Consider the following 23,440-nt stretch of genomic DNA (forward strand, 5'->3'; position numbering starts at 1 on the left):
AAGCGTCGCAGCACACTTCAAGCCGGCAAGAGACGTGTTTTCTGCCAATTTTGTTGACGTTGCCATCGGCAGCCTGTTTTTTGACCCGCATGAGCAAGCAAAATTCCCCGATTCGATCCGTCTGCGTCTATTGTGGTTCCCAGCCCGGCCGTGATCCGGCCTTCATGGAAGCCGGACGTCAGTTCGGCCGCGCCCTTGCCGAAAACAACCTCCGCCTCGTCTATGGCGGCGGCACCAAGGGTATCATGGGTGCGGTGGCGTCAGGCGTCTTGTCGGCCGGTGGCCACGTGACCGGCATCATCCCGGACTTCCTTGTCGACATGGAAGCGACCCGCCACTCGCTCGGTCAGCTCAACGAGTTGATCATCACCAAGGACATGCATGAGCGCAAGCACGCGATGTTCGAGCGCTCGGATGCCTTCGTGACACTGCCCGGTGGTATCGGCACGCTGGAGGAGATCGTCGAGATCATGACATGGGGTCAGCTCGGTCGCCACACCAAGCCGATGGTCTTTGCCAATATCAACCAGTTCTGGAAGCCGATGCTGGAACTCATTGATCACATGTCGGAATCGGGCTTCATTCACACGGCACACAAGGTCCGCCCGTTGGTCATAGACCGGATCGAGGACATTGTTCCCGCCATCGCTAGCCGTTGGGCCGAGGCAGAAATGCCGGAAGGCGACCCGGAGACGATCGCCAAGCTCTAAGGGCCATGCGGAGCGTCAGCGGCGTCGAAGCATCGGCAGTGTGTAGATCACCAGCGCCACCCAGATCAGCGGGAATGCGACGGCCTTGGCCGGGCTGAACGGTTCGTGGAACACGAAGACGGCGGTGATGAAGATCATCGACGGTGCGATATACTGCATGATCCCGATCGTCGACAGGCGCAAGAGTTTGGCACCATTGGCATAGAGGATCAGCGGCACGGCCGTCACCAGGCCTGCGGATGCAAGCAGGACCGTGTCCGTCATGTTGCCCATCAGGAAGTGCCCCTCGCCAAAGAGGTTGAGGTAGACGAGATAGCCGAGCGCAATCGGCGACAGCAGCAGGACTTCGAGGAGAAAGCCCTGGTTCGGCCCGATCGGCAGCGTCTTGCGGAAAAAGGCGTAGAAACCCCAGGAAAAGGTCAGCGCCAACGCCACGATCGGCAGGCGGCCTGCTTCAACGGTCAGGATGACCACGGCAATGACCACCAGGGCCAGTGCCGCAATCTGGGTCCGCTGCAGTCTTTCCTTCAGCATCACTGCGCCGAGCAGGATGGAGAATAGCGGATTGATGAAATAGCCGAGCGCCGTGTCGAGCGCGTGTCCTGCCCCGATCGCCCAGACATAGATGCCCCAGTTGACGCTGATCAGCGTTGCGGTGACAGCGGCCATGCCGAGCATTCTCGGATTGCGGATCGCTTTCTTGAGATCCTCAGTGCGCTTGAGCACGATCAGCAGAAGCCCTGCGACCGGGATCGACCACAGGATACGATGTGCGATCACTTCTGCTGGCGAAATATGCGACAGCGCCTTCATGTAGAGCGGCAGGAAGCCCCAGAGCAGGTAGGCCGAGAGTGCAAACAGGAAGCCGTTTAGGCTGTCCTTGTTCTCGGCGGGGGCAGAGACGTCGGCCATGGTGTTTCCTGACATTTGTTATGCTTTTGAAACGGGATTACGCCCGCAAGATTGCAGGCGCAAACGCATTTCAGTGATGGATCGTTCACGTCAGGCGATCATTGGCGCGCAATGGATCACTCAGCGGCGATCTTCCCCGCCAGTTCGCGGTTCTTCATCAGCTTGTAGATGATCGAGTCCATCAGCGCCTGGAAGGAGGCGTCGATGATGTTTTCCGACACACCGACCGTCCACCATCGGGCCCCGGTGGCGTCAGTGGATTCGATCAATACGCGGGTGATGGCTTCCGTGCCGCCGTTCAGGATGCGCACCTTGTAGTCTGCCAGTTCAAGGTCGAGGATTTCCGACTGGTACTTGCCGAGATCCTTGCGCAGCGCAATGTCGAGTGCATTGACCGGCCCATCGCCTTCGGCCACCGACATCATCATTTCGCCATCGACCTGCACCCTCACCACGGCTTCCGACACCGTTTTCAACCGGCCATGGCTGTCGAAACGGCGTTCGACCATGACGCGGAAACTGTCGACCGCAAAGAAGTCCGGCACGGTGCCGAGCGTCTTCAGCGCCAGAAGCTCGAAGCTCGCATCCGCACCCTCATAGGCATAGCCCGAGGCCTCGCGCTCCTTGACGACGGAGATCAGCGTGTCGAGCTTTGGATCATCCTTGGCAACCGTGATGCCGCGGCGCTTGAGTTCGTTGAGGAAATTCGCCTTGCCGCCTTGGTCCGAAACCATGACCTTGCGGAAATTGCCGACGCTTTCCGGTTCGACATGTTCGTAGGTCTTCGGATCCTTCAACAGCGCCGAGGCGTGGATGCCGGCTTTGGTGGCGAAAGCCGAGCCGCCGACATAAGGGCTCTGGTGATTGGGCGAGCGGTTGAGCATCTCGTCGAAGGCGCGCGACAGGCGGGTGAGGCCAACAAGCTTTTCCCGGTCGATCGACGTCTCGAAGCGCGACGCATAGGTCTCCTTCAGACAGAGCGTCGGGATGATCGTGACAAGATCGGCATTGCCGCAGCGCTCGCCGATGCCGTTCAGCGTGCCCTGGATCTGCCGAACGCCCGCCTCGACGGCCGCGAGCGAATTGGCGACCGCCTGGCCGGTGTCGTTATGCGCGTGGATGCCGAGCGAGGCGCCGGGGATGCCGGATGCGATCACGGCTGAAACGATCTCGCGGATCTCGGGCGGCTGCGTGCCGCCATTGGTGTCGCAAAGCACGACCCAACGGGCGCCGGCATCATAGGCTTCCTTCGCGCAGGCTATGGCATACTCGGGATTCGCCTTGTAGCCATCGAAGAAATGCTCGCAATCGACCATGGCAAGCTTTTGCGCGGCGACCACGGCATGCACGCTGTCTCGGATGCTTTCGAGATTTTCTGCATTGGTGCAGCCGAGCGCGACCTTGACGTGATAGTCCCAGCTCTTCGCCACCAGACAGACGGCGTCCGCTTTCGACTGGATCAGCTGGCTGAGGCCCGGATCATTGGAGGCGGAGATGCCGGCACGCTTGGTCATGCCAAAGGCGACGAAACCGGCCTTGTGCGTGCGCTTCCTGGAGAAGAATGCCGTATCGGTCGGGTTGGCACCCGGATATCCGCCCTCGACGTAATCGATGCCGAAATCGTCCAGCATGGTCGCAATCGCGATCTTGTCCTCGACCGAAAAATCAACGCCCGGCGTCTGCTGGCCGTCGCGCAGTGTCGTGTCGAACAGGGTGATCTTTTCAAGCGTCATACTGTTGTCCTCAGGCAACTTGGTGATCTCACGTCCTCTCCCCGCTTGCGGGGAGAGAGTAGGGTGAGGGGCAAAGTCTAGTTCAGCTCTTCCCCGCAAACCGATCCGTCGCGCGGATCAGCTGGTCGAGAATGCCAGGCTCAAGATAGGCGTGGCCTGCCCCCTCGATCAGGTGGAAATCCGCCTTCGGCCAGGCCTTGTGCAGCTGCCATGCATATTTGGCCGGGCAGGGCATGTCGTAGCGGCCGTGGATGATCACGCCCGGGATGTCCTTCAGCTTGTAGGCATCGCGCAACAGCTGACCCTCTTCCATCCAGCCGGCATGGACGAAGAAGTGGTTTTCGATGCGCGCAAAGGCGAGCGCAAATTCCGGGTCGTAGAAATGATCGGAATAATCAGGGTTCGGCAGAAGGGTGATCGTTTCGCCTTCCCAGGTGCTCCAGGCCACCGCGCAGCGCAGTTGCTCCTCGCGGTCGGTGCCGACCAGCCGGCGGCGATAGGCGGCCATCATCTCATGGCGTTCGTCCTCCGGGATCGGCGCGCAGAAGCGCTCGAACTTGTCCGGAAACATTTCGGAGACACCGAACTGGTAGTACCAGTCAAGCTCGGCCTTTGTCAGCGTGTAGATGCCGCGCAGCACGAGTTCGGAAACGTGCTCTGGATGGGTTTCCGCATAGGCGAGCGCAAGCGTTGAGCCCCATGAGCCACCGAAGACCAGCCATTTCTCCGCGCCGATCATTGTGCGCAAGCGCTCGATGTCGGCGACCAGATGCCAGGTGGTGTTGGCCTCAATCGAGGCATACGGGGTCGACTTGCCGCAGCCGCGCTGGTCGAACAGGATGACGTCATAGAGAGCCGGATCGAAGAGACGACGATGCGATGGGCTGGTGGCACCACCCGGGCCGCCATGCAGGAAGACTGCCGGCTTGGCGCCTTTCGTGCCAAAGCGCTCCCAATAGATCTGATGTCCGTCACCGACATCCAGCATCCCGGTCTCAAAAGGTTCGATCTCCGGATAAAAACCGCGCAATTCCGTCGTCATCTTATGTCCTCTTGGCTGGCCAGAGCACCGTGTCATGATCCGGATGCTGTCGGCTGGTGGCGGCAATGCCGGCAGCCCCCTCCGCCAGGTCTGATCGGTCCGTGGTGTTCTCAGGCAGGGAAAATAACTTTGTGAAACAGGGCAGACGGCTTTCCACACCGTCCTGTGACACGGGCTCGGCCAGTTCCGGCTTGTCGAGGCTGCCGATCGTGACGCTGATATAGGGCGAGCCCTTGGTGCGGAAGAAAAGCGGCGTTCCGCAGTCTTTGCAGAAACCGCGCCCGCATGGGTCTGATGATTGAAACCAGCTCGGTTCGCCCCGCATCAGGAGAAAATCCTCCTGCCGCGAACCGGCAAGCGCCATGAACAGATTGCCGCTGGCCTTCTGGCACATGCGGCAATGACAGATATGCGGATAGCCGAGTTCGCCGGCGACCTTGTAACGGATCGCGCCACATTGGCAGCCACCGGAATGCACTTGACGGGTCATTGATCATCCTCCGGCGGCCAGGCGGCCGTGTCATGGTCGGGATGCTGAAAACTTTCGATCGAGGCAAAGAAGGCCTCCATCTCGGGGCTGGAATAGGCGGGCTTTCCGAACAGCTGATCGATCCACGGGAGGCGCTTGTGGTGGTTGACCTGCACCTGCGGCTCGAAATCTTCGGGATGGTCGAAAGCGCCGATGGCGAGTTCCACGCCGGCCGGATGGTGATAGGAAAGCGGCGTGCCGCATTTGCTGCAAAAGCCACGCTTCACCTTGGCCGAGGAGCGATAGAGCATCGGCTGACCGCGCGTCCAGGTCAGATGCGCCTGATCGGCGGTGACGAAGGCACCGAAAAACGAGCCGAACTGCTTCTGGCACATCCGGCAATGGCAGATCGACGACCGCCCAAGCCTGGACGCCTGAAACCGGATTGCGCCACATTGGCAGCCGCCGGAATGAACTTCGCTCACGCCTCTCTCCTTATCGCAGCGTCATGAAAATCGTGACGCCGATGATGACAACGGCAATCAGAGCGCCCTTGGCGATCAGCCCGTAAAGCAGCCATTTCGGCATCTTGGTATTGGGATTGGGTTGGGTCATGGGGTGGACCGGTCGAGGGCGCGGTCGCCCCCCTCTGTCACTTCGTGACATCTCCCCCACAAGGGGGGAGAGTGGAGACGCTGGCCTCCTGCCACTATCACATTGATGCTTCGGCCAAAGAACGCGAGGGACGCGGCAATCCGCTCTCCCCCCTTGTGGGGGAGATGCCCGGCAGGGCAGAGGGGGGGAAACTGCGCCGCAGACAACACCGCAATCATCACGCCCGCTCCTTACCCGCAACGATCACTATATGCTGGCAGACATTGTCGATATCCCGCAAAACGTCGTCGTTCCAGAACCGCAGCACTGTCCAGCCGTCCTGCTCAAGCCGCCGCGTCCTCGCCGCATCATAGGCAAGGTCAACATCGTTTCCATGCTGAGACCCATCCACCTCGACGATCAGCTTGTGATCCGAGCAGGCGAAGTCAACGATGAATTCCGCGACAGGAACCTGGCGGCGAAAGCCGAGCCCCATCAAGCGGTGTGCCCGAAGGCAGCCCCAGAGCTTTCGCTCGGCATCGGTCATCTCTTTGCGCATGCGTTTCGCATTCGCGCGACGCTGCGGCGGGACGGGTGCGTGCGGCATGACGGCTTCCATCACCGGTTTTATCCGATCGGAAGACTGTCTTTGGTTGTGTGTTCTGGCAAGGGGCGTGTTTGGCGTTGTCTGTGTGGCACCCCCCTCTGTCCTGCCGGACATCTCCCCCACAAGGGGGGAGAGCGGGACCCCGCTGGCGTTGCCCATGACGTCAAACAGCTGAGAGTTTGACCGCCGCAGCGCATGCGTCCCCACTCTCCCCCCTTGTGGGGGAGATGTCACGAAGTGACAGAGGGGGGTAACCCGCGCCGCAGCCGTAACCATCCTACCGCTTGACCTCCCAGGTCGTCACCCGCTCGCCCGTCTCCTTGTCCTTGCCATCCTTGAGCTGGATGCCCTTGGCCGCAAGGTCGTCACGAATCTTGTCAGCCTCGGCGAAGTTCTTCGCCTTGAGCATTTCGAGCCGCATGTCGACGAGGGCCTGGACGGCGGCGGTGAGATCGTCGCTGACCTGGGCTTTTTTCGGCGCAACACCAAGCAGAGCAGCGGAGGCGGCGAAAAGCGGAAGCTTCGATGGATCGCCATTCGCAGCCTGGGCCAGCGCATGCAGAGCCTGAACGGCGGCAACCGTGTTCAGATCGTCTGCAAGTGCGTCGAGGACCGAGGCATCCGGTGCCACTTCGCCGGCGTCGCCTGCCGGCCACTTTGCCAGCAGCCGCTCTGCCTCCTCCAGCCGCTTGACCGAAAAGTCGATCGGCTCGCGATAATGCGTCATGAGCATTGCAAGCCGCAGCACTTCGCCCGGCCACTTCCGCCCGCCGAACTTCTCACTGTCCAGCAGCTCATTGATCGTGACGAAATTGCCCTCCGACTTCGACATCTTGCGGCCCTCGACCTGCAGGAAGCCGTTATGCATCCACACCGTCGCCATCAGGTCGTTGTCGAAGGCGCAGCAGGACTGGGCGATCTCGTTTTCGTGGTGCGGGAAGATCAGATCCAGCCCGCCGCCATGGATGTCGAACTGGTGCGGCTTCGCCTTGGCCTTCGGCGAGAGACGATCCTTGATCTCTTCCCAGAGATAGCGGTCGGACATGGCAGAGCATTCGATATGCCAGCCGGGGCGGCCGAAGATCGCATGCGCCTTGTCTTCGAAGGTAAAATGCGCCGGCCAGCCGGGCTCGGAATCGGCCGACTGCTTCCACAGGACGAAGTCTGCCGGGTTCATCTTGTGGCTTTCGACAGCGACGCGGGCACCCGCCTGCTGGTCTTCCAGCTTTCGCTTCGACAGCATGCCGTAATCCGCCATCGAGGCGGTGGAGAACAGCACTTCGTGACCTTCCGAACCGGTCGCCACATAGGCATGGCCCATGTCGAGCAGTCGCTGGATGATCGTGATCATCTGGGGAATGTTGTCGGTCGCGCGAGGCTCGACCGTTGGCTTCAGGCAGCCGAGTGCAGCCACGTCGGCGTGGAACTGGGTTTCGGTCTTGCCGGTCACGGCCCGGATCGCCTCATTGAGGCTCATCGAGCCATCGGCGATTTGGCTGCCGAAGTCGCGCAAGGCGCGTGCGTTGATCTTGTCGTCCACGTCGGTGATGTTGCGAACATAGGTGACCTTGTCGGCACCATAAGTGTGGCGCAGCAACCGGTAGAGCACGTCGAAGACGATGACGGGCCGCGCATTGCCGATATGGGCGAAGTCATAGACGGTCGGGCCGCAGACATACAGGCGCACATTGTCGGGGTCGATCGGTTCGAAGTCGACCTTGTCGCGTGTGAGCGTGTTGTAAAGCTTGAGGCCGGCGGCCATGTCAGTCTCCCAGAACGAATGTACCCGGCTGGACCGGGTCGTTTGTCATCTGGGTCTATGCAGGAGACGAAAACGGCCAGGCCAGCGAAGCGCTAGCGAATAATGGTCCCGCAAATGATGCAGAGGCTCGTTTTCATGGGCGATGTTATGGCGCGGCTTCCAGCATTGGTCAAGGGTGGTTTCCGTGCTGACGGCCCCTTTCAGTTGTCCATAAAGTCATCTCATCACCTTAAGTGTTTATCAAGATAAATACACCATTTCTGGGGTGACGCTCTTACATCCTCGGAGATGATCTTCGGCATGGACCACGCCCTGCATTTGCCCACCATCATGGTCGTCCATGCGCTGGTCACACTGATATCGACACTGCTTTTGGTCTACATGTGGTGGCGCTATCGTGGCGGGCCCGTCCTGTCGATGTTGGCGATCGCGGGGTTTTGCGCCTGCGCTTCCCTGATCCTGCATGCCTTTCGCGCCGAACTGCCCTTGCCGCTCGTGGGTGGCCTTGGGCTCTTCTTCGGAGCCTGCTCGGTCGGCTTTTATTGGCAGGCGGTGGTGGCCTTTGAGGGCGGCAAAACCTCACTGCCAGGCGCTGTTGCGGGTGGGGTCATCTGGGGCCTTCTCTGGATTTTGCCTGTATTTCGGGAGAGCGTGGACGCCAGAAGCATGGGGTTCGGCGTCCTGATTGGCGCCTATTGCTTCCTCACGGCCCGTGAGATCCTGGTCGCTGGGCACACTGAGCCGCTCCCATCGCGCATGCTGGCCGTTCTGGCCAATACGATGCGCGGTCTTATCTGGCTTTCCTTTGTGCCGCTGACACTGCTTTTCGGGGCGCCCTACGATCTTGACGGAAATGCCGCTTCCTGGTTCGGCGCAGTGACGCTCGGCAACCTCGTCCTGATCGTTTTGTCACTGGTCTCATTGTTGATCATGGCCAAGGAACGAGATGAACTTCGCTACCGTCTTGCCTCGGAACGCGATCCGCTGACGAACCTGTCAAATCGGCGAACGTTTGTGGCAGAGGCCGAGAGGCACCTTCGAAAAGAGGAGCGGGGGGCGACGCTGTTGCTCTTCGATATCGATCACTTCAAGGCGATCAACGATACTTACGGCCACGCCATGGGTGACGAGGTGCTTCTCGCATTCTCGCGCGCGATCGAGCAACGCTTGCCAAAGGAATGGCCGTTTGCCCGGATCGGCGGAGAAGAATTCGCCTGCCTCATGCCCTCGGTGAGTGCAGAGCATGGCATGGACGTGGCTGAAAGCCTGCGGGCTGCCATTGCCGATCTCCGCATCGGGGCGGCAGTCAACGCGAAGATTACCGTCAGCATCGGCGTTTCGGAAGTGTTGGAAAAGCCGATGCGGCTCGACCACTTGCTGGCCTCAGCCGATGCGGCTCTGTACCGCGCCAAGGCGGATGGCCGCAATTGCGTGCGGCTGTACCAGCCGGCCGAACTCCTGTTGATTACAGGTGAGCGCCTGGCGGGCGCTGCGGACGAGGTTGCGGAGGTTCAGCGGCATCCGACCGCCCGTTCATTCCGCGGGCGTGGGTGATCAGCGCGCCGTGCGTGGCACCCGAACAATCCCGAGAACCAGGGCGCAACCCAGCATGATCACGCCGCCGCCCAGCAACTGCAGGGGCGTCAGGGGTTCATCGAGAAGAAGCGCACCGACCAGAACGGCAACGACCGTGACTGCGAATTCGACACTGATTGCAGCCGTGGCGCCGATGCTTTTGACCAGGCCAAAATACAGCACATAGGTCAGCGCACTCATCAGGCCGGCCAAGGCGACGAGATAGAGATAGTCGATTGGCGCCGGAGTTCCCGGTACCGGTACAAACCAGAGCAGCGGGAATGTGAGTACACCGCCGGCGAGGAACGAGCCGATGGTGACTTCCCAGGAGCCCGTGCCTTCGAGATGGCGGCTGGCATAGTTGCTGCCGTAGGCGGCCGAGAAGGTCGAGCCAACCATGGCAAGACAGCCGACCAGAAAGGCGCTGGTTACGGGTACGGCCGGAAAACCGACCAGCATGACGATCCCGACCGTGCCGAGCACGAGCCCCAGCACGCGTGCCGGCGTGATGCGCTCGAGGCCCCAGAGCTGAGCGATAACCATGGAGAACAGGGGGATGGACGCGACGAAGATCGCCGCCATCGCCGTTCCGATCAGTGGGGTGGCGTAGGAAAGACCGATCAGCTGGCCTGCGACCGTCGTCGCACCGACCATGGTGAAGTGCAGCCAGCCGGCGCTGAAATCCAGTTTCCGCCTGAACACTTTCGCTAGGGCGACCAGCAGGAAACCCGCGATGAAGCAGCGAAAGGTGACGGCGCCGATCCAGCCGAAAGCGTCGACCACATGCAGCAGCAGCAGGAAGGACAGGCCCCAGGCGAAGGCGAGGTACGTGTAGACGGCGATGTCTCTGGGGCGCATGGGGAATCCGGGACGGTGGGGATCAGGCCTGGGCCGAACCCTGAGAGGAAAGAGCGTGCCCGATTACTCCGGCATGTGATAGTCGACGATCTTGTCGTCCCTCAGGACATACAGCTTGCCGGTTTCCGTCTGATCCGGGCCAAGAAGCGGCAGCAGCTTGGCGGCGATTTCTGACGGATGCGGCAGGGTTTCCGGATCTTCACCTGGCATGGCCTGGGCGCGCATGGCCGTACGCGTCGCACCCGGATCGACCGAGAGGATCCGCAGCGGCAGACGTTGCGTTTCTCCGGCCCATGTGCGGGCAAGCGCTTCGACCGCGGCCTTGGAGGCGGAGTAGGGGCCCCAGAATGGCCGGCACTTGTGGGCGGCACCTGAAGACAGGATCAGCGCGCGGCCCTGGTCGGACTTGACCAGCAACGGTTCCAGAGAGCGGATCAGGCGCCAGGTGGCGGTGACGTTGATTGTCATCACCTTGTCGAAGACCTTGGCCTCGACATGGCCAATCGGCGCGATGACACCGAGAATGCCGGCATTGAACACGGCGATGTCGAGCTTGCCCCAACGGTCGAAGATATGGCCACCGAGCTGGTCGATCATCGCCATGTCGTTGAGATCGAAAGGAACGAGCGTTGCCGTGCCGCCGACGGCCTTGATCGCGTCATCAAGCTCTTCGAGGCCGCCCACAGTGCGCGCACAGGCAATGACGTGCGCACCGGCCTTGGCCAGTTCAAGCGCGGTGAAGTAGCCGATGCCGCGAGAGGCGCCGGTGACCAGCGCGAGCCGGCCCTTGAGATCGGTGGTCATGGTCAGTCCTGTCTCTTGCGCTCAGCCGTTGGCAGCGAGCATCGATTCCTTACGGCCCGGCTTTTCGCTTTCCTTGTCGAGAAGGCGGGTCGGATAGTCACCGGTAAAATAGTGATCGGTGAACTGCGGATTGGCCGGATCACGCGGTTTGCCGCCGACTGCCTTGTAGAGGCCGTCGATCGACAGAAAGGCCAGCGAGTCTGCGCCGATATACTTCGCCATCGCCTCGATGCCGAGATACTGGTTGGCGAGCAGCTTTTCGGCATCCGGCGTGTCAATGCCATAGAAGTCGGGATGGAAGATCATCGGGCTCGCCACGCGGATATGGACTTCCTTGGCGCCGGCATCGCGGATCATCTGGACGATCTTCAGCGAGGTCGTGCCACGCACGATCGAATCGTCGACCAGCACGACGCGCTTGCCCTCGATCATCGCCCGGTTGGCCGAATGCTTGAGCTTCACGCCGAAGGCACGGATCTGCTGGGTCGGCTCAATGAAGGTGCGGCCAACGTAATGGTTGCGGATGATGCCGTATTCGAACGGAATTCCGCTCTGCTGGGCATAGCCAAGGGCTGCCGGCGTACCGCCATCGGGAACCGGCACGACTACGTCGGCTTCAAGCGGTGCTTCGAGCGCCAGGTTCATGCCGGCATTCTTGCGGGTGGTGTAGACGTTGCGGCCGGCGACGACGGAATCGGGGCGGGCGAAGTATACATATTCGAACAGGCAGACGCGTTCTGGCTGCGGACGCGCCGGCATGCGGGATTCGATCGTCACGGAGCCATCGGCCTGGGTTTCACAGATGATCACTTCGCCGTTCTTCACGTCGCGCACGAACTTCGCACCGATGATGTCAAGCGCACAGGTTTCCGAACAGAAGATCGGCTTGCCGTCGAGATCGCCCATGACGAGCGGCCGAATGCCGATCGGATCGCGGGCAGCGATCAGCTTGGTGCGGGTCAGCGCGATCATCGCATAGCCGCCCTCCATCTGGCGAATGGCGTCGATGAAGCGGTCCGTGGTCGAGGCGTGGCGCGAGCGGGCGATGAGATGGAGAACCACCTCGGTGTCCGATGTCGACTGGCAGATGGCGCCGGTGGCAATGATCTGCCGACGCAGTGTCAAGCCATTGGTGAAGTTGCCGTTATGGGCAATCGCAATACCGCCTTCTTCGAGTTCGGCAAACAGCGGCTGCACGTTGCGAAGCGCCACTTCTCCCGTTGTCGAATAGCGCGTGTGGCCGATGGCCTGCGGACCCGGAAGCTTCGCCAGCGTCACAGGGTTGGTATAGTGGTCCCCGACCAGGCCCATGTGCTTTTCAGTGTAGAACTGGCGTCCGTCGAACGAGACGATACCGGCCGCTTCCTGGCCGCGATGTTGGAGCGCATGCAGGCCGAGCGCCGTCAGCGTCGAGGCGTCCGGATGGCCGAGGATCCCGAAGACCCCGCATTCCTCGTGGAACTTGTCGTCATGACCACCGTAGACGACATGGGGATGGCTGAACTGCTTCATGGCGATTTGCCTTTGCTCCGGGGACAGATGCGGGGGTGTAGGCTTTTAACACGGAAGCCGCCGGTCTGTCCTGATCCGGCGGCGTCTTGGCTCGTTCGTTGCGTCGCGAAGTGTCCGCGTCGCTATCAGTTGTTCTCCGCCGGTGCCTGTTCCGCCGGGGCTTGCTCGGCGGGGGCCGCACCTTCTTCCTCGCGTCCGAGGATGCGTTCGCGGATCTGCGGCTCGATGTCCTGCGGCAGGACGGCTTCAAGCTTCAGCACAAGACCGTCCAGGAAGGGCTTGGTCTTGGCTTCATTGACCCAGTCTGGGCGCTGGCGCACATCGATCAGCCAGTTCCAGAAGGCAACGGCGACGACCAGCAGAAGGAGGCCGCGTGCTGCACCAAACAGGAAACCGAGCGTCCGGTCGAGGGCACCAATGCGGCTGTCGATGATGAAATCCGCGATCCGTGACGTGATGAAGGAGATCACGATCAAGGACACGAAGAAGATGATGCCGGCCGAACCAGCCAGCGCAATGCGGTCATCTGCCGTGTAGTTTTTCGCCAGCGGCAGCAGCAGCGGATAGAGATAATAGGCTGCAGCGACCGAACCGGCCCAGCTGGCGATCGACAGCACTTCGCGAGAAAAGCCGCGCACCATGGCGAGTACGGCCGAAAAGAGAACGACGCCGATGACAATACCGTCGAAAATAGTGATGGGCATTTAATACCAACTCCAAGCGTCGCCGGCATAAGCCGACATGATTGTCACCGTACACCGTTGAAACGCATCGGATGATGCGCTGCAACGGATCAAGCATCCTCCTGATCCGCTGGGGCCTTCAGCCGGGAACCGGCGATGCGCGCCACCAGATCGGGCAGGCTGTCGACTTCCGTCCATTTGCCCGCCGAACCCTTGGGCAGGTCCGAAGAGGCAGCCGGGAAAACCGCAGCGGAAAAACCGAGTTTTTCCGCTTCTTTGAGCCTTTGGCCGGTATAGGCCACAGGCCTTACAGCCCCCGACAGGCTGACCTCGCCGAAATAGACGCAATCGGCCGGAAGGGCAAGACCGGCAAGTGACGAAACCAGAGCCGCGGCAATCGCCATGTCCGCTGCCGGCTCCCGGATCCTGTAACCGCCGGCAACATTCAGATAGACGTCATGTTGCCCCAACCGCACACCGCAATGCGCTTCCAAAACCGCCAAAATCATGGCGAGCCGTGAGGAATCCCAGCCGACAACCGCCCGACGGGGTGTACCCAGTGATGTTGCCGCCACAAGCGCTTGCACCTCGACCAGCACGGGCCGCGTGCCTTCGATCCCGGCAAAGACCGCGGCTCCCGGTGCCTTCTCGTTGCGCTCGCCAAGAAAGAGCTCCGACGGATTGGAGACTTCCCTCAGACCACGGTCCGACATTTCGAACACGCCGATCTCGTCGGTTGGTCCGAAGCGGTTCTTCACGGTTCTGAGGATCCGGTAGTGATGACCGCGGTCACCCTCGAAATAGAGGACGGCGTCGACCATGTGCTCGACCACGCGAGGACCGGCAATCTGTCCTTCCTTGGTGACGTGGCCGACAAGCACCATGGTTGCGCCCGTTTGTTTGGCGAAGCGGATCATCGCCTGCACACCGGTCCTGACCTGGGTCACCGTGCCGGGCGCGCTGTCGGCCGTATCGCTCCACAAGGTCTGGATCGAATCGATAATGACAAGATCCGGCCGCTTTCCTTCCGAGATCGTCGCCAGAATATCCTCGACATTGGTTTCGGCGGCGAGCAGCACGTCGGTATCGGCGGCCCCCAGTCTCTGGGCACGAAGCCGGACCTGTGCCACGGCCTCTTCGCCGGAGACATAGACGATCCGATGGCCGCGCCGGGACAAGGCGGCTGCCGCCTGCATCAGGAGTGTTGATTTGCCGATGCCGGGATCGCCGCCGATCAACACGGCAGAGCCACGCACGAAACCGCCGCCCGTGGCGCGATCAAGTTCCGCCATGCCGGTCGGAATGCGGGGGGCTTCTTCGATTTCGCCGGAGAGCGAGGTCAGCGTGACTGCACGCCCCTTCTTCGGCGTCTTGCCCGGACCACCGCCAATGCCACCCATCGGATCTTCTTCGACGATGGTGTTCCACTCGCCGCATCCCTCGCATTTGCCGGCCCAGCGGGTGTGTACGGTGCCGCAGTTCTGGCAGATGAATTGGGTCTTCGCTTTGGCCATAAGTCAGGGTTCGCTTTCGGGGAAGTCGTCGGGTGTTGTGTTCTGGCGTCCGTGCATCACGCGCAGCACGGTGACCGTGTCATCGGTGATCGTGAAATAGATGCATCTGTTTCTAAAGGGAAATGCCCTTAATCCAGGGCTAAATGTACGCGGTACACCGCTCACGCCGAGTTCCGCGATAGACCTAATCTTCCTGTTGATTTCGTGTAGAAGGCGTTCTGCAGCGCCGGGGTCGAATGCGCAGACATAGTCATAATGCGCGCGGAGATCTCGAAGGGCGCTTTTGGTCAGCACCAGTTGGCGTCGTCGCATCCTCGCTGTCCTCCGGCATCCTCAATATGTATGCCGTCAATTCGGCTTCACTCTCGAAGCTCATCACGCGTCCTGCCTCGACATCGTCGATTCCTTCCTGAATGAACGCCCGCAGCTCTTGGAGCTTGCCTTCTTTGCTGCCGAGCAGGCGCAGGCCAGCGGCAACGGCTTCATCGGCATTCCGATAAATGCCGGCTTCAACCTGCTCTTCGATGAAACGTCTATCTTCCGCAGCCAATTGGATCTCGGGCATTTCGATCTCCTTTTGTTCTCAAATAGCACGGACTGAAATCTGATTCCAGTCCCGGCTAGATGATGTCAGATTTCACCTTCGAGATAGAGCCGCTCATAACGCAATCCAAGCCCCGTCAGCAGTTCGTAACCGATGCTGCCGGCAGCACGCGCGACGTCGTCGATGGGCATGGCCGCGCCAAACAGCTCGATGTAATCGCCGCTGCGGACTGCCTTTTCCGGCAGATCGGTCACATCGAACACCGTGAGGTCCATGGTCACGCGACCGATAACGGGAACGCGATGCCCTGATATTACGCCTTCGGCACCGGCAAGCCCCTGACCACGCAAGGCAATGCCGGATCCGGAGAGGTTGCGCAGATAGCCGTCCGCATAGCCGATACTTGCGACCGCCAACCGGCTGTCGCGTTGCAGCACATGGCTTGCGCCATAGCTCACAGTCTCGCCGGCCTTGGCCTCGCGGATCTGCAGGATACGCGCTTCCGCCTTGACCACGGGACGCATGGGGTTTTCGACACCTGAAAGCGCTTCGCCGCCGTATAGGGCGATGCCGGGCCGCGTCAGATCGAAGTGATAATCGGGGCCAAGAAGGATCCCGGCTGACGCCGAAAGACTGCAATCGATGCCTTCGAAAGCCGCGCTAAGCTGTTGGAATTTCTCCAGTTGCTGGCGGTTCATCGTCGAGGTGGGATCATCGCCGCAGGCGAGGTGGCTCATCACCAGCACCGGGTCGAGGCTGGATGGCCGCGATACGTCGTCCGCCAGAGCCAGCGCGTCGGCAAGCGGCAGGCCAAGGCGATTGAAGCCCGTGTCGACATGGAGCGCGCACGGATAGGGTCCGCGTTCCGAAAGCAGAGCCATCCAGAAGGCAAGCTGCTCTTCCGAGGCGATGACGGGTACCAGGTCGTTGTCGAAGAAAGTGTCTTCCTGCCCCGGCCAGATGCCGGAGAGAACGAAGATCCGCGCTTCCGGCGCATAGGGCCGAAGCGTTGCCCCCTCGGCCGGCACTGCCACGAAGAAATCCCGGGCGCCGGCATGGTAGAGTGTCTGTCCCACATCCTCGATGCCGAGCCCATAAGCATCGGCTTTCACCACCGCCGCAGCCCGGGCCTTGCCCGACCGTCGTGCCATGTCACGCCAGTTGTCGGCGATAGCGCCGAGATCGATGGTCAGGCGGAGCGGGGCGGAGAGAAATTCCGCCGGTGCGTCGGTGATCGAGAATCTGTCTGTCATGGATGCCGTTGGCTGGAACTGTGAGGGTTGAGGAACCCTAGCATCTTTGCAGATGCCGGTAAGAGACACGGCAAAATTTATGCTGCTATGCACAGTGTTTCGCGGTCTGCTCACTTCGCCATCGGAAAAGAAAATGGCCGGCACAAGGCCGGCCATGATCGGGATAAGCTTCAGATGCGTCTCACGGTTCTTCATACTGGATGAAGGTCGGGTCGGCGAGATCCGCAAAGCGGGTGAACTCCGACTGGAAGGCGAGCTTGACGGTACCGGTCGGTCCGTGACGCTGCTTGGCGATGATCACGTCGGCCGTGCCCTTGACCTTTTCCATATGGGCTTCCCATTCCGGATACTTCGGATCGGCAAGATCGCGCGGCTCGAGGTTCTTCACGTAGTATTCCTCACGGAACACGAAGAGCACCACGTCGGCGTCCTGCTCGATCGAGCCTGATTCACGAAGGTCGGAGAGCTGCGGGCGCTTGTCTTCGCGGCTTTCGACCTGACGCGAGAGCTGGGAAAGAGCGACGATCGGCACAGCCAGTTCCTTGCCGAGCGATTTGAGGCCCGTGGTGATCTGGGTGATTTCCTGAACGCGGTTTTCCCCCGACTTGCCCGAGCCGGTCATCAGCTGGATATAGTCCACCACGAGGAAGTCGAGGCCACGCTGGCGCTTGAGGCGGCGGGCGCGGGCCGCGAGCTGGGCAATCGAGATACCACCGGTCTGGTCGATAAAGAGCGGCACCTTCTGCATCGTCTGGGAAAAACCAACGAGCTTTTCGAACTCGTGCTCGGTAATGTCGCCGCGACGGATCTTGGAGGAGGAGACTTCCGTCTGCTCGGACATGATACGGGTGGCGAGCTGTTCGGCCGACATTTCGAGCGAGTAAAAGCCGACGACGCCGCCGTTCTTCGCCTTCAACGATCCGTCCGGCATCACTTCCGGCTCGTAAGCCGCCGCGATGTTCCAGGCGATGTTGGTCGCAAGCGAGGTTTTACCCATACCCGGACGTCCGGCGAGAACGATCAAGTCAGACCGCTGCAGGCCACCCATCTTGGAATCGAGCGAGCTGATGCCGGTGGAAATACCCGAGAGGTTGCCATCGCGCTCGAAGGCAGCGCCTGCCATGTCAACGGCCTGGGCTACAGCGTCAGAGAAGGACTGGAAGCCACCGTCATTGCGGCCATTTTCGGCCAGCGCAAACAGGCGGCGCTCGGTATCCTCGATCTGTGTCTGCGGCGGCATGTCGAGCGGCGCATCATAGGCGATGTTGACGACATCTTCGCCGATCTGGATCAGTGCGCGGCGCAGCGCCAGATCATAGATCGCGCGGCCATAGTCTTCCGCATTGATGATGGTGACGGCTTCAGACGCGAGACGCGCGAGATATTGCGCGACCGTCAGATCGCCGACCCGCTGGTCTGCCGGCAGGAAGGTCTTGATGGTGACCGGGTTTGCCGTCTTGCCCATGCGGATGATCTCGGAGGCAACCTCGAAGATCTTCCGGTGCAGCGGCTCATAGAGGTGATCCGGCTTCAGGAAGTCGGAAACGCGGTAATAGGCGTCATTGTTGACGAGAATGGCGCCGAGCAGAGCCTGTTCCGCCTCGATATTGTTCGGTGCTTCCCGATACAGCGGTTCGGCAGCTTGCTGCGGCGCGATGTTACGAACGGCTTCGATCATGGTGTCACAGCTTCTTCACGGTTGGGGCTTCGCCTTGGGTTTGGCCACCCAGGCCTGCACAGTCAACCGGCGTCTCGAATGCGCTGGACTTTTTCGTCTTGTCCCCAGCAATCAACAGGCGCGGAAATTTGCGCTTGACGTCTTTTCCGGCGAATCGTGTGCAAGCTCTCAATTTAGCGCATGGCAGCCATCCTGACAAAGATCATTGAAATTACCGATATGAGGTATAACTAGTGTGAATACAAATAGGCTGCTAATTATGTGGAGCGCAATGAATGACCAGGGCGACCGAAAACGAACAGCTGTTCGACGAGATGTCTGGATTTAACCGCAAGCTCCGGGCCTTTTTCGATGCGGTAGTGCGGGAGGAGGGGCTGACGCTGGCGCGGGCGCGGGCGCTCTTCGCGCTGTCTCGTCGCGGACCGCTCACCCAGAAGGAACTGGCGGACGAATTGGAGATCGAAACACCGACTTTGGTGCGTGTGCTTGACGGTATGGAGCGACAGGACCTGATCCAGCGTCGTGAGGATGCTGCTGACCGCCGTGCCAAGCGGATCGACATGACGCCGGCCGGGCATGTCGCGTACCAATCCGTGCACACGCTGGCGACCGGTCTTCGAGCGCAGATCGCTGCCGACATTCCGTTAGAGGATATCCTTGTTGCCCTTTCGGTGGTTCGCCGCCTGACGGCCAATCTTCAGGGCCTCGACCTGTCGAAAGTGCGGTCATGAGCCGTGACGTGTCAACGATAGCGGCAGCCGGTCAGGATGCATCCCCAGAGCCAGCGCGGGTGATGCCACCCTCCGCAACGCCCACCCCGGCACCGGCGGCAAAGCCCTTGTGGCTCGGTGTCATCTATGTGGCAGCCGGCCTTCTGATGTTTATCACCCAGGGGCTGGGCATGAATATCGTCAATGCCAATCTCTACCAGTTGCAGGGCGAGTTCTCGGTGACGGTCGTTGAAGCCGCCTGGCTTTCGGCCGCCTACATGGCGCCCTATGCGACGCTGTCGATCGCGCTCTTCAAGATCCGCACGCAGTACGGTCTACGCCCCTTTGCCGAGTGGAGCATTCTGGCCTTCGTCGCTGCCTCGATCCTCAATCTTTTTGTCAGCGATCTGCATTCGGCGCTGGTCGTCCGCTTCATCAGCGGCTGTGCTGCCGCCCCGATCTCCTCGCTCGGTTTCCTCTACGTGCTGGAAGCCTTCCCGCTGCACCGGAAACTCAATCAGGGTCTGAGCATGGCGCTGATGGGCACATTGCTGTCCGCCCCGCTGGCGCGCTTGATCTCGCCCACTTTGCTGCAGATCGATGGCTGGCATGCGCTCTACACGCTCGAACTTGGGCTGTCCCTGGTCGCCATGGCGATCACCTATGCGCTGCCACTGACACCGCCGCCGCGTGCCAACGTCATCGAGAGGCTGGATATCCTGTCCTATCTCCTGATGGCGGTCGGCATCGGTTGCCTCGCGGTCTTCCTGACGCTCGGACGCTTCTACTGGTGGTTCGAAACCTGGTGGCTCGGTGTTCTGCTGGCGGGCGCGATTGTCTTCATCGTGTTGACGGCCATGATCGAGATCCATCGGAAGAATCCCATGCTGGATTTTGCCTGGATCTTCTCGCGGGACAATCTCCATCTGGCTGCCGTCCTTCTGGTCTTCCGCGCGGTGTCGTCAGAACAGTCCTCGACCGCTGTCGGCTTCTTCCAGCAAATGGGGCTGCTCAACGATCAGCAATTCGTGCTCTGGTGGGTGGTGCTTGCAGCGTCGATTGCCGGTGGACTGTTTTGCATGCTGCTGATGAGCTCGCGCTATCTTGAGACTGCGCATGTCATTTCGCTTCTGCTGATTGCCACGGGCGCCTATCTCGACAGCATGGCAAGCAATCTGACACGGCCGGAGCAAATGTATCTGAGCCAGGGCATGATCGCCTTTGGCGCGGCCATGTTCCTGCCGCCCGTGATGGCAAAGGGCTTCACGGCTGCGATCCAGAAGGGGCCTCCCTACCTGGTGAACTTCATCGCGATTTTCCTGTTCACCCAGATCACCGGCTCAATGTTGATGACCGGGTTGCTCGGGAGCTTCGTTACGCTACGGGAGAAATTCCACTCGAATGCGCTCGTGCAGAACATCCTTCTGACGGATCCCGATGTCGCCCAACGCGTGAGCCAGCTTTCGGCTGCCTACCGGAAAGTCATCACCGATCCGTCCATCCTCAACGCGGAAGGTTTGGCGTTGCTGTCCCAGCAGGTCACCCGTGAAGCCTACGTACTGGCCTACAACGACACCTTCCTCCTGATTTCCATCGTCACGACGATGGCGCTCGCCGCTCTGCTCTTCCACCTCGCGTGGCAGAGACTGCAGACCCGCCGGCCAGCCGTCGTCGAGACATCTAACCCATCTTGAGCCGAACAGAGACCACCGCTATGTCAAACACATCAATCAAGCCCGCCGCCATCCTGACACTACTTGCCGGCCTCGTCGGCATCTCGCTGGTCCTGTATGCCTGGCGGCTCCCGCCCTTCACCAGTTCCATCGAGACGACCGACAACGCCTATGTGCGGGGTGCGGTCACCATGATGAGCCCGCAGGTCAGTGGCTATGTCGTGGATGTCCCGGTCAAGGACTATCAGGCCGTGGAGGAAGGGCAGGTTCTCGCCCGCATCGATGACCGCATTTTCCGCCAGAAACAGGCTCAGGCCGAGGCGGCACTGGCAACGCAAAAGGCAGCACTCGACAATTCGCGGCAACAGGAGACCGCGGCCAAGGCGCGTATTGCATCCAGCGAAGCCGCAGTCGACGCCGCCGATGCGGACCTGGAACAGGCCGTGCTCCAGTCGAGTCGCCAGGACAGCCTGATCCGCAGTGGCGTGGCGACGACCAGTGCGCAGGAACAGGCCCATGCGACCCTTGACCGGGCCCGAGCCGCCATGGCCCAGGCAAAGGCGGCCGTTGAAGTATCCCGGCAGGATCTGCAGACCATCATTGTCAATCGCGGCTCCCTCGAAGCGGCCGTCGCCAACGCCGAAGCAGCTGTGGAACTGGCCAGGATCGACCTTGCCAACACGGAGATCCGCGCGCCGCGCAAAGGCACCCTCGGCGAGGTGGGCGTGCGCGTCGGCCAGTATGTTGCGACTGGTACCCAAATGATGGCGGTGGTGCCGCAGGAGGTCTGGATCATCGCGAATTTCAAGGAAACCCAGCTTTCCGGAATGGCCGTGGGGCAGCCGGTCGACATCGTCGTCGATGCGCTGGATCGCCGCGTCCTCAAGGGTAAGCTGGAGCGCTTCTCGCCGGCCACCGGCTCGGAGTTCGCAGTGATCAAGGCCGACAACGCCACTGGTAACTTTGTCAAGATCGCGCAACGGGTGGGCGTGCGTATTTCGGTCGACCGAAGCGACGAAGCAGCCGCCCGTCTGGCGCCCGGCATGTCGGTGGTCGTGCGGATCGACAAGGGTGCAGATCCGGCCTGATGGTGTCAGGCTAAAACAAAAAAAACGCCCAGAAAATCCGGGCGTTTCGTTGCTGCACGAAGCGGCAAATCTTAGTCGTCGTCGCCGTCCATGTCGGCTTCCGGATCGAAGAAGTCTTCCGGACGAAGCGCATCTTCGTCGATGCCGTAGATGGCGTCGGCGGAGGTCAGGCTTTCGCCCTTGGCCTGGCGCTCAGCTTCTTCAGCCGAACGAGCAACGTTGAGCTCAACGGTCAGCTCGACTTCTGCATGCAGGTGCAGAGTGACTTCGTGCAGGCCGATTGCCTTGATCGGGGTGTTCAGTTCGACCTGGTTGCGGCCGATGTTGAAGCCTTCGGCAGCCAGGATGTCGACGACGTCGCGAGCAGCAACCGAACCGTAGAGCTGGCCGGTTTCGCCAGCCGAACGAACGACGATGAAGCTCTTGCCGGCAAGCGCGTCAGCAACCGTCTGGGCTTCCGACTTGCGCTCGAGGTTACGGGCTTCGAGCGTTGCACGCTCAGCTTCGAAGCGCTTCTTGTTCGCTTCGTTGGCGCGCAGCGCCTTGCCGAGCGGCAGCAGGTAGTTGCGAGCGAAGCCGTCGCGAACCTTTACGGTTTCGCCCATCTGGCCGAGCTTGGCGATGCGTTCCAGGAGAATGACTTGCATGATTCTCTTCCTTTCGTTGTTCAATCAGTGTTGTCGGTATGATCGGTCTCGGCCTTGCGGGCCGGGGTCAGTGCAACGGTCCGCCGTGTGTCGGCGAGACCGATGATCAGGGGTATGACGAGCGGCAGGAGCATGATCGTCGAGAGATAGGCGAGCACCAGGGCCGGCAGGCGCCAGTCCTTGCCACGGGTGCGAAAATGCAGTGCTGCAAATCCCGAGACGAGAAAGCCAGCGCCAAAGGTTCCGCAGACAGTTGCCCCGATCATCGCCGGGACACCGCCGATGAAGCAGGCGACGATGCCGGCCAGAAAGATGAACGGCGCGTTGCGGCTCATCCGCAGCGTCGAGGGGAAATCGTCACGCGGACGACGGCCGCGCGCTGACGCTGTCACGACGCGCATGGCGATGTAGAACATGGCCAGAAGCAGCATGACCCAGGTTCCGCCCTGGATGATCGGCAGGAGCAGAACCATGGTCCGCTTCAACTGCTCAAGGGCGGTTGCCTCAGGCACCATCGTCGGGTCCTGATTGACCATCGCCTGCATCATGGCGTCGATCAGCTGGTTGGTGAATTCGGGGCCGAAGCCGATGATCCAGCCGAGCAGGATAACAGCTGCGCTAACGAAAATGCAGAGCTGCAGCAGGATGTCGGACAGGGGGTACCAGGCGATCAGATTGTCCGGACCGCCGATTTCGGAGGCCGGGCGGGCAAGGCTTGCAAGATGCGCGATCCAGCCAGCCGGTGCCAGCGTGAAGAGGGCCATCCCGAAGGCGAACATCGGCGAGACACCAATGGTGCCGAGCAGGGCGGCCGTGGCAATCGCGGTGACCGAGGCGGTGTTGCCCCAGCCGAGGCCGACGATCAGAATGGGAAGGGCGGAAGCCGCATAGAGAATGGAGGCGAGCGTTGGCTGCGCCGCAGCGCCCAGCACGAGCAGGGCGGCGGTAATACCGGCCAGAAAGCCGGTCGTCAGCAATTTCACATCCAGTTTCTGCAACGTCGCTGTCCTGCTGGTTCTAGCAGTTAGGGGAGGGGCTCAAGCGATCTCGCATCAGCATCCCCAACATGGGA

23 protein-coding genes are annotated in these 23,440 nt (G+C 61.0%); 5 read left to right on the forward strand and 18 right to left on the reverse strand.

The genetic code is table 11. The features are described from left to right. Positions 1-89: 89 nt before the first annotated feature. Entirely contained in the window at positions 90-710 is a 621-nt protein-coding gene (locus tag IP76_RS19035) for a TIGR00730 family Rossman fold protein (protein WP_054159815.1), read from the forward strand. Between the two features lie 15 nt (positions 711-725). Here IP76_RS19035 and rarD read toward each other — a convergent pair whose 3' ends face one another. From rarD to cysS, 7 genes are all read right to left on the reverse strand, one after another. Beyond that, on the reverse strand, positions 726-1,622 hold the full coding sequence (gene rarD / locus IP76_RS19040; RefSeq protein WP_054159816.1) for an EamA family transporter RarD: 897 nt from the start codon (positions 1,620-1,622) through the stop codon (positions 726-728). A 116-nt stretch (positions 1,623-1,738) separates the two neighbouring features. Next, positions 1,739-3,355 (reverse strand): citramalate synthase, encoded by a 1,617-nt coding sequence (gene cimA, locus IP76_RS19045; RefSeq protein WP_054159817.1) that lies wholly within the window; start codon positions 3,353-3,355, stop codon positions 1,739-1,741. A gap of 82 nt (positions 3,356-3,437) precedes the next feature. After that, positions 3,438-4,397: a prolyl aminopeptidase gene (pip, locus tag IP76_RS19050; RefSeq protein WP_054159818.1), complete on the reverse strand. Its 960-nt coding sequence runs from the start codon at positions 4,395-4,397 to the stop codon at positions 3,438-3,440. Between the two features lies 1 nt (position 4,398). Then, positions 4,399-4,887, reverse strand: a complete 489-nt coding sequence (locus IP76_RS19055) for a GFA family protein (RefSeq protein WP_054159819.1) — start codon at positions 4,885-4,887, stop codon at positions 4,399-4,401. Beyond that, a complete protein-coding gene (locus IP76_RS19060; protein ID WP_054159820.1) occupies positions 4,884-5,351 on the reverse strand; it encodes a GFA family protein in 468 nt (155 codons plus the stop codon). The genes IP76_RS19055 and IP76_RS19060 overlap by 4 nt, the downstream gene beginning before the upstream one ends. Before the next feature lie 347 nt (positions 5,352-5,698). Then, positions 5,699-6,067, reverse strand: a complete 369-nt coding sequence (locus IP76_RS19070; RefSeq protein ID WP_054159902.1) for an endonuclease domain-containing protein — start codon at positions 6,065-6,067, stop codon at positions 5,699-5,701. Between the two features lie 277 nt (positions 6,068-6,344). Beyond that, the gene (gene cysS / locus IP76_RS19075; RefSeq protein WP_054159822.1) at positions 6,345-7,829 is read right to left on the reverse strand and encodes a cysteine--tRNA ligase; all 1,485 of its coding nucleotides are present in this window, start codon (positions 7,827-7,829) and stop codon (positions 6,345-6,347) included. A gap of 300 nt (positions 7,830-8,129) precedes the next feature. Between cysS and IP76_RS19080 the strand changes: the two genes are divergently transcribed. Further along, on the forward strand, positions 8,130-9,383 hold the full coding sequence (locus tag IP76_RS19080; RefSeq protein ID WP_197278384.1) for a diguanylate cyclase: 1,254 nt from the start codon (positions 8,130-8,132) through the stop codon (positions 9,381-9,383). Here the strand turns inward: IP76_RS19080 and IP76_RS19085 are convergent, their stop codons facing one another. The 9 genes from IP76_RS19085 to IP76_RS19120 form a co-directional block, all read right to left on the reverse strand. After that, positions 9,384-10,262 carry a DMT family transporter gene (locus IP76_RS19085; protein ID WP_054159824.1) on the reverse strand — a complete coding sequence of 293 codons (879 nt, stop codon included), beginning with the start codon at positions 10,260-10,262 and terminating at the stop codon, positions 9,384-9,386. A 63-nt stretch (positions 10,263-10,325) separates the two neighbouring features. Then, a complete protein-coding gene (locus IP76_RS19090; protein WP_054159825.1) occupies positions 10,326-11,066 on the reverse strand; it encodes an SDR family NAD(P)-dependent oxidoreductase in 741 nt (246 codons plus the stop codon). A gap of 21 nt (positions 11,067-11,087) precedes the next feature. Next, positions 11,088-12,578: an amidophosphoribosyltransferase gene (gene purF / locus IP76_RS19095; RefSeq protein WP_054159826.1), complete on the reverse strand. Its 1,491-nt coding sequence runs from the start codon at positions 12,576-12,578 to the stop codon at positions 11,088-11,090. A gap of 125 nt (positions 12,579-12,703) precedes the next feature. After that, entirely contained in the window at positions 12,704-13,282 is a 579-nt protein-coding gene (locus IP76_RS19100; protein ID WP_054159827.1) for a CvpA family protein, read from the reverse strand. 89 nt (positions 13,283-13,371) lie between these two features. After that, a complete protein-coding gene (gene radA, locus IP76_RS19105; RefSeq protein WP_054159828.1) occupies positions 13,372-14,775 on the reverse strand; it encodes a DNA repair protein RadA in 1,404 nt (467 codons plus the stop codon). A 3-nt stretch (positions 14,776-14,778) separates the two neighbouring features. Next, the gene (locus IP76_RS22915) at positions 14,779-15,087 is read right to left on the reverse strand and encodes a type II toxin-antitoxin system RelE/ParE family toxin (RefSeq protein ID WP_245281511.1); all 309 of its coding nucleotides are present in this window, start codon (positions 15,085-15,087) and stop codon (positions 14,779-14,781) included. Further along, positions 15,026-15,340: a type II toxin-antitoxin system ParD family antitoxin gene (locus tag IP76_RS22920; RefSeq protein ID WP_082352620.1), complete on the reverse strand. Its 315-nt coding sequence runs from the start codon at positions 15,338-15,340 to the stop codon at positions 15,026-15,028. The genes IP76_RS22915 and IP76_RS22920 overlap by 62 nt, the downstream gene beginning before the upstream one ends. Before the next feature lie 65 nt (positions 15,341-15,405). Next, positions 15,406-16,572, reverse strand: coding sequence for an alanine racemase (gene alr, locus IP76_RS19115; RefSeq protein WP_054159903.1), 1,167 nt, complete (start codon positions 16,570-16,572; stop codon positions 15,406-15,408). A 181-nt stretch (positions 16,573-16,753) separates the two neighbouring features. Then, a complete protein-coding gene (locus tag IP76_RS19120; RefSeq protein ID WP_054159830.1) occupies positions 16,754-18,250 on the reverse strand; it encodes a replicative DNA helicase in 1,497 nt (498 codons plus the stop codon). Between the two features lie 275 nt (positions 18,251-18,525). Between IP76_RS19120 and IP76_RS19125 the strand changes: the two genes are divergently transcribed. From IP76_RS19125 to IP76_RS19135, 3 genes are all read left to right on the forward strand, one after another. Further along, the gene (locus IP76_RS19125; protein WP_054159831.1) at positions 18,526-18,981 is read left to right on the forward strand and encodes a MarR family winged helix-turn-helix transcriptional regulator; all 456 of its coding nucleotides are present in this window, start codon (positions 18,526-18,528) and stop codon (positions 18,979-18,981) included. Between the two features lie 62 nt (positions 18,982-19,043). Next, positions 19,044-20,654: an MFS transporter gene (locus IP76_RS19130; RefSeq protein WP_082352627.1), complete on the forward strand. Its 1,611-nt coding sequence runs from the start codon at positions 19,044-19,046 to the stop codon at positions 20,652-20,654. Between the two features lie 20 nt (positions 20,655-20,674). Then, positions 20,675-21,721 carry an HlyD family secretion protein gene (locus IP76_RS19135; protein ID WP_054159833.1) on the forward strand — a complete coding sequence of 349 codons (1,047 nt, stop codon included), beginning with the start codon at positions 20,675-20,677 and terminating at the stop codon, positions 21,719-21,721. A gap of 71 nt (positions 21,722-21,792) precedes the next feature. Here IP76_RS19135 and rplI read toward each other — a convergent pair whose 3' ends face one another. Both rplI and IP76_RS19145 read right to left on the reverse strand, forming a co-directional pair. Next, positions 21,793-22,368 carry a 50S ribosomal protein L9 gene (rplI, locus tag IP76_RS19140; protein ID WP_054159834.1) on the reverse strand — a complete coding sequence of 192 codons (576 nt, stop codon included), beginning with the start codon at positions 22,366-22,368 and terminating at the stop codon, positions 21,793-21,795. 20 nt (positions 22,369-22,388) lie between these two features. Further along, the gene (locus IP76_RS19145) at positions 22,389-23,366 is read right to left on the reverse strand and encodes a DUF2232 domain-containing protein (RefSeq protein WP_054159835.1); all 978 of its coding nucleotides are present in this window, start codon (positions 23,364-23,366) and stop codon (positions 22,389-22,391) included. Positions 23,367-23,440: the final 74 nt, after the last annotated feature.

Origin of the sequence: Rhizobium sp. AAP43 (assembly GCF_001296045.1) — a bacterium.
Classification (GTDB): Bacteria; Pseudomonadota; Alphaproteobacteria; order Rhizobiales; family Rhizobiaceae; genus Allorhizobium.

Bases quoted from the DNA above. Each gene is read 5' to 3' on its own strand.
- alr (WP_054159903.1), bottom strand. From the start codon at position 16,572: ATGACAGACAGATTCTCGATCACCGACGCACCGGCGGAATTTCTCTCC.
- IP76_RS19120 (WP_054159830.1), bottom strand. From the start codon at position 18,250: ATGATCGAAGCCGTTCGTAACATCGCGCCGCAGCAAGCTGCCGAACCG.
- rarD (WP_054159816.1), bottom strand. From the start codon at position 1,622: ATGGCCGACGTCTCTGCCCCCGCCGAGAACAAGGACAGCCTAAACGGC.
- cimA (WP_054159817.1), bottom strand. From the start codon at position 3,355: ATGACGCTTGAAAAGATCACCCTGTTCGACACGACACTGCGCGACGGC.
- cysS (WP_054159822.1), bottom strand. From the start codon at position 7,829: ATGGCCGCCGGCCTCAAGCTTTACAACACGCTCACACGCGACAAGGTC.
- IP76_RS19085 (WP_054159824.1), bottom strand. From the start codon at position 10,262: ATGCGCCCCAGAGACATCGCCGTCTACACGTACCTCGCCTTCGCCTGG.
- IP76_RS19035 (WP_054159815.1), top strand. From the start codon at position 90: ATGAGCAAGCAAAATTCCCCGATTCGATCCGTCTGCGTCTATTGTGGT.
- IP76_RS19125 (WP_054159831.1), top strand. From the start codon at position 18,526: ATGACCAGGGCGACCGAAAACGAACAGCTGTTCGACGAGATGTCTGGA.
- IP76_RS19135 (WP_054159833.1), top strand. From the start codon at position 20,675: ATGTCAAACACATCAATCAAGCCCGCCGCCATCCTGACACTACTTGCC.
- purF (WP_054159826.1), bottom strand. From the start codon at position 12,578: ATGAAGCAGTTCAGCCATCCCCATGTCGTCTACGGTGGTCATGACGAC.
- IP76_RS19070 (WP_054159902.1), bottom strand. From the start codon at position 6,067: ATGCCGCACGCACCCGTCCCGCCGCAGCGTCGCGCGAATGCGAAACGC.
- IP76_RS19130 (WP_082352627.1), top strand. From the start codon at position 19,044: ATGCCACCCTCCGCAACGCCCACCCCGGCACCGGCGGCAAAGCCCTTG.
- rplI (WP_054159834.1), bottom strand. From the start codon at position 22,368: ATGCAAGTCATTCTCCTGGAACGCATCGCCAAGCTCGGCCAGATGGGC.
- IP76_RS19055 (WP_054159819.1), bottom strand. From the start codon at position 4,887: ATGACCCGTCAAGTGCATTCCGGTGGCTGCCAATGTGGCGCGATCCGT.
- IP76_RS19100 (WP_054159827.1), bottom strand. From the start codon at position 13,282: ATGCCCATCACTATTTTCGACGGTATTGTCATCGGCGTCGTTCTCTTT.
- IP76_RS19090 (WP_054159825.1), bottom strand. From the start codon at position 11,066: ATGACCACCGATCTCAAGGGCCGGCTCGCGCTGGTCACCGGCGCCTCT.
- pip (WP_054159818.1), bottom strand. From the start codon at position 4,397: ATGACGACGGAATTGCGCGGTTTTTATCCGGAGATCGAACCTTTTGAG.
- IP76_RS22920 (WP_082352620.1), bottom strand. From the start codon at position 15,340: ATGCCCGAGATCCAATTGGCTGCGGAAGATAGACGTTTCATCGAAGAG.
- radA (WP_054159828.1), bottom strand. From the start codon at position 14,775: ATGGCCAAAGCGAAGACCCAATTCATCTGCCAGAACTGCGGCACCGTA.
- IP76_RS19080 (WP_197278384.1), top strand. From the start codon at position 8,130: ATGGACCACGCCCTGCATTTGCCCACCATCATGGTCGTCCATGCGCTG.
- IP76_RS22915 (WP_245281511.1), bottom strand. From the start codon at position 15,087: ATGCGACGACGCCAACTGGTGCTGACCAAAAGCGCCCTTCGAGATCTC.